This is a genomic window from Gordonia sp. (in: high G+C Gram-positive bacteria) (genome assembly GCF_047606305.1).
Classification (GTDB): domain Bacteria; phylum Actinomycetota; class Actinomycetes; order Mycobacteriales; family Mycobacteriaceae; genus Gordonia.
Window position 1 is genome coordinate 1 of the sequence record NZ_JASGER010000084.1, and the last position, 3,471, is coordinate 3,471.

General features: G+C 74.3%; 3 protein-coding genes. All 3 read left to right on the plus strand.

From position 1 onward, the window contains the following. The coding region (locus QM634_RS12435) for an FAD-binding oxidoreductase (protein WP_415043092.1) at positions 1–1,054 on the plus strand (1,054 nt) is incomplete at its 5' end. A gap of 60 nt (positions 1,055–1,114) precedes the next feature. Next, positions 1,115–2,317: a cysteine desulfurase family protein gene (locus QM634_RS12440; protein ID WP_415043093.1), complete on the plus strand. Its 1,203-nt coding sequence runs from the start codon at positions 1,115–1,117 to the stop codon at positions 2,315–2,317. Continuing rightward, positions 2,314–3,405, plus strand: a complete 1,092-nt coding sequence (gene mnmA / locus QM634_RS12445) for a tRNA 2-thiouridine(34) synthase MnmA (protein WP_415043094.1) — start codon at positions 2,314–2,316, stop codon at positions 3,403–3,405. The genes QM634_RS12440 and mnmA overlap by 4 nt, the downstream gene beginning before the upstream one ends. Positions 3,406–3,471: the final 66 nt, after the last annotated feature.

The window sequence follows — 3,471 nt, forward strand, 5'->3', positions numbered from 1 at the left end:
CGCCGGCGTGCGGTGGCAGCGCGTCATCGATGCCGCCGCACCGCACGGGCTCGCCCCGCTGTGCGGCTCGGCCCCCGGTGTCGGCGTCGCCGGCTTCCTGTCCGGCGGCGGCATCGGCCCGTTCGTGCGGACCTTCGGCTCCAGCGCCGACCACGTCCGGTCGCTGACCGTCGTCACCGGTGACGGACAGGTCCGGACCGTGTCGGCCCAGGAGAACCCCGAACTGTTCTGGGGGCTGCGCGGCGGCAAGGCGACCCTCGGCATCATCACCGAGGCGGTCATCGAGCTGCCCGAGCTGGCCGGCTTCTACGGCGGCGCGATCTATTTCGACGGCGTCGGCGCGGCGACGATCCTGCGGTCGTGGCGGGACTGGGCCGCCGACCTGCCCGAGGAGGCGTCGACGTCGGTCGCCCTGGTCAACCTGCCCCCGCTGCCGGGTGTGCCGCCGGTGCTCGCCGGGAGGCTGACGGTCGCCGTCCGCTATGCCAGCGTCGCCGATCCGGAGGAGGCGGCGGCCGCCTTCGCGCCGATCCGCGCACTCGGTGAGGCGTTGCTCGACGCGGTCGGACCGATGCCGTACGCGGCCGTGGGCGCCATCCACGCCGATCCGACCGATCCGATGCCGGTCGCCGAGAGCGGCGGTCTGCTAGCCGAGCTGCCCGACGCGTCCATCGAGGCGCTTGTGGCGATGGTGAACGCGCCGGTGGCGCCGCTGTTGCCGGTCACCGAGGTGCGTCAGCTCGGCGGTGCGCTGGCGCGCGAGCCGAAGGTGCGGTCGGCGATGTGCCACCGCGACGCGGCCTTCAACCTGAACATCGTGGGCGTGCTGGCCGACGAGCAGGCGGCCGCCGGGGTCGCCGCGGCGGTCGGCGCCACCCTCGAGGCACTCGCGCCGGCGCTGACCGGGGGGACCCTGCCCAACTTCGTCGCCTCTGACGATCCCGGGCGGATCCGGAGCGGTTATGACGACGACACCGTCGCGTGGCTGGCCGCGCTGGCCGATCGGCTCGATCCGCACGGCGTCTATCGCGTCGGGCAGGTCGTGCGCAGCTGAGGGAGGGACGCGCCGTCGGAATTGGAGGGCGTCGGCGGCGCGTCTATCCTGGTGAGCACCATGCCCACCGCACCGGCCGAGTCGGTCTACCTCGACAATGCCGCCTCCACGGCCGCGCGCCCGGAGGCGGTTTCGGCCATGCTCCCGCTGCTCGAGCGCGCGGGCAACCCGTCCTCTCTGCACGCCGCCGGTCGGGCCGCCCGACGGCACTTGGAGGAGGCGCGCGAGTCGATCGCCGCGGCGCTCGGGGCACGCCCCTCCGAGGTCCTGTTCACCTCCGGCGGCACCGAGTCGGACAACCTCGCCCTCAAGGGCATCGTGACCGCGCGCCGCCGCGCCGATCCGCGCCGTCGCCGACTGGTCATCTCCGCGGTCGAGCACCACGCCGTCCTCGACCCCGCGCAGGCGCTCGCCGCCGACCTCGATCTCGACCTCGTCATCGTCGGCGTGGACGAGGAGGGGTTCGTCGACGTCGACGCGCTGGCCGCCGAGATGTCCGCACACGCCGACGAGATGGCGGCGGTCTCGGTGATGTGGGCGAACAACGAGATCGGGACGATCCAACCCATCGCCCGCGTCGCCGAGCTCGGGCGCGAGCACGGGGTGCCGGTGCACTCGGACGCGATCCAGGCCGTCGGCCACATCCCGGTCGACTTCGCCGCCAGCGGCCTGTCGGCCCTCTCGGTCGCGGCCCACAAGTTCGGCGGGCCCCAGGGGGTCGGCGCACTGGTCCTGGGCCGCGAGGTCGGCCTCGCGCCGCTGACGCAGGGCGGCGGCCACGAGCGCGACCTGCGGCCGGGCACCCAGAACGTGGCCGGCGCGGTCGGCATGGCGGCTGCACTGGCCGCGGCCACCGGGAACCTCGACGAGGAGACCCGGCAGATCACCGCCCGTCGCGACCGGCTGTTCGACCACCTGCTGGCAGTCGAGGGCACCCGGGTCAACGGACCGCGCGGCGAGCTGCGCCTGCCCGGCAACGCACACGTCTCCTTCGAGGGGTGCGAGGGCGACTCGTTGCTCATGCTGCTCGACGCCCGCGGCATCGAGTGCTCGACCGGCTCGGCCTGCACGGCCGGGGTCGCGCAGGCCAGCCATGTGTTGCTGGCCATGGGGTTGCCGATGGCGGTGGCGCGCGGCTCGCTGCGGTTCAGCCTCTCCCAAACCACCACCGACGCCGAGATCGACCGCGTGGGCGCGGTGATCGGCGACGTCGTCGCGCGGGCCCGCGACGCCGGCCTGGTCGCCTCCGGGGGCCGGTCGTGAGGGTGCTCGCCGCGATGAGCGGGGGCGTCGACTCCGCCGTGGCCGCCGCCCGCGCCGTCGACGCCGGACACGACGTGGTGGGTGTGCACCTCGCGCTGTCGGAGACGCCGGACGCGCTGCGCAGCGGCTCGCGCGGCTGCTGCTCGCGCGAGGACGCCGACGATGCGCGCCGGGTCGCCGACGTGCTCGGCATCCCGTTCTACGTGTGGGATTTCGCCGAGCGGTTCCGCGAGGACGTGATCGACGACTTCGTCGCCGCCTATGCCGCCGGCGAGACCCCGAACCCGTGCCTGTCCTGCAACGAGAAGATCAAGTTCGCGGCGCTCGCCGAGAAGGCACTCGCCCTCGGCTTCGACGCCCTGGCCACCGGCCACTATGCGCGCCTGGTCGACGGGGAGCTGCGCCGGGCGGTCGACGAGGACAAGGACCAGTCGTACGTGCTCGCGGTGCTGACCGCCGACCAGCTCGCCCGCGCGATGTTCCCGGTCGGCGACACCCCCAAGCCGCAGATCCGGCAGGAGGCGCAGGCCCGCGGGCTGCTCGTCGCCGACAAGCCCGATTCGCACGACATCTGCTTCATTCCGACCGGCGACACCCGTGCCTTCCTGGGCGCCAAGATCGGTGTCCGGCCGGGTGCCGTCGTCGACGCGCAGACCGGCGCCAAGCTGGCCGACCACGACGGCGTGCACGGCTTCACCATCGGGCAGCGCAAGGGCCTGGGGATCGATGCGCCGTCCGCCGACGGGCAGCCGCGGTACGTCACCGGGATCGACGCGCAGACCTCGACCGTCACCGTCGGTCCGGCGTCCGCGCTCGGTGTCCGCCGCATCGTCGCGAAGCATGCGGTCTGGACGTCGGGGGAGGCGCCCACCGGGCCGGTGGACTGCACCGTGCAGGTGCGCGCCCACGGCGGACTGGCCCCCGCCGTCGCCACGCCCGTCGACGTCGACGGTGAGCCCGGCATCGAGATCGAGCTCGGCGAGCCGCTGACCGGCGTCGCCAAGGGGCAGGCGGCCGTGCTGTACGCGCCCGATGCCGAGCGGGGAGACCTCGTCGTCGGCTCCGGCCGCATCGCCGCCACCGCATGACCGGTCTGCTCGGCGGCCTGGGCACCGGCGTCGGCCCGATGCCCGGCGCCGACCCGCTGGTCGCCG

Coding starts and splice junctions, on each gene's coding strand:
- QM634_RS12440 (WP_415043093.1), top strand. CDS start 1,115: ATGCCCACCGCACCGGCCGAGTCGGTCTACCTCGACAATGCCGCCTCC.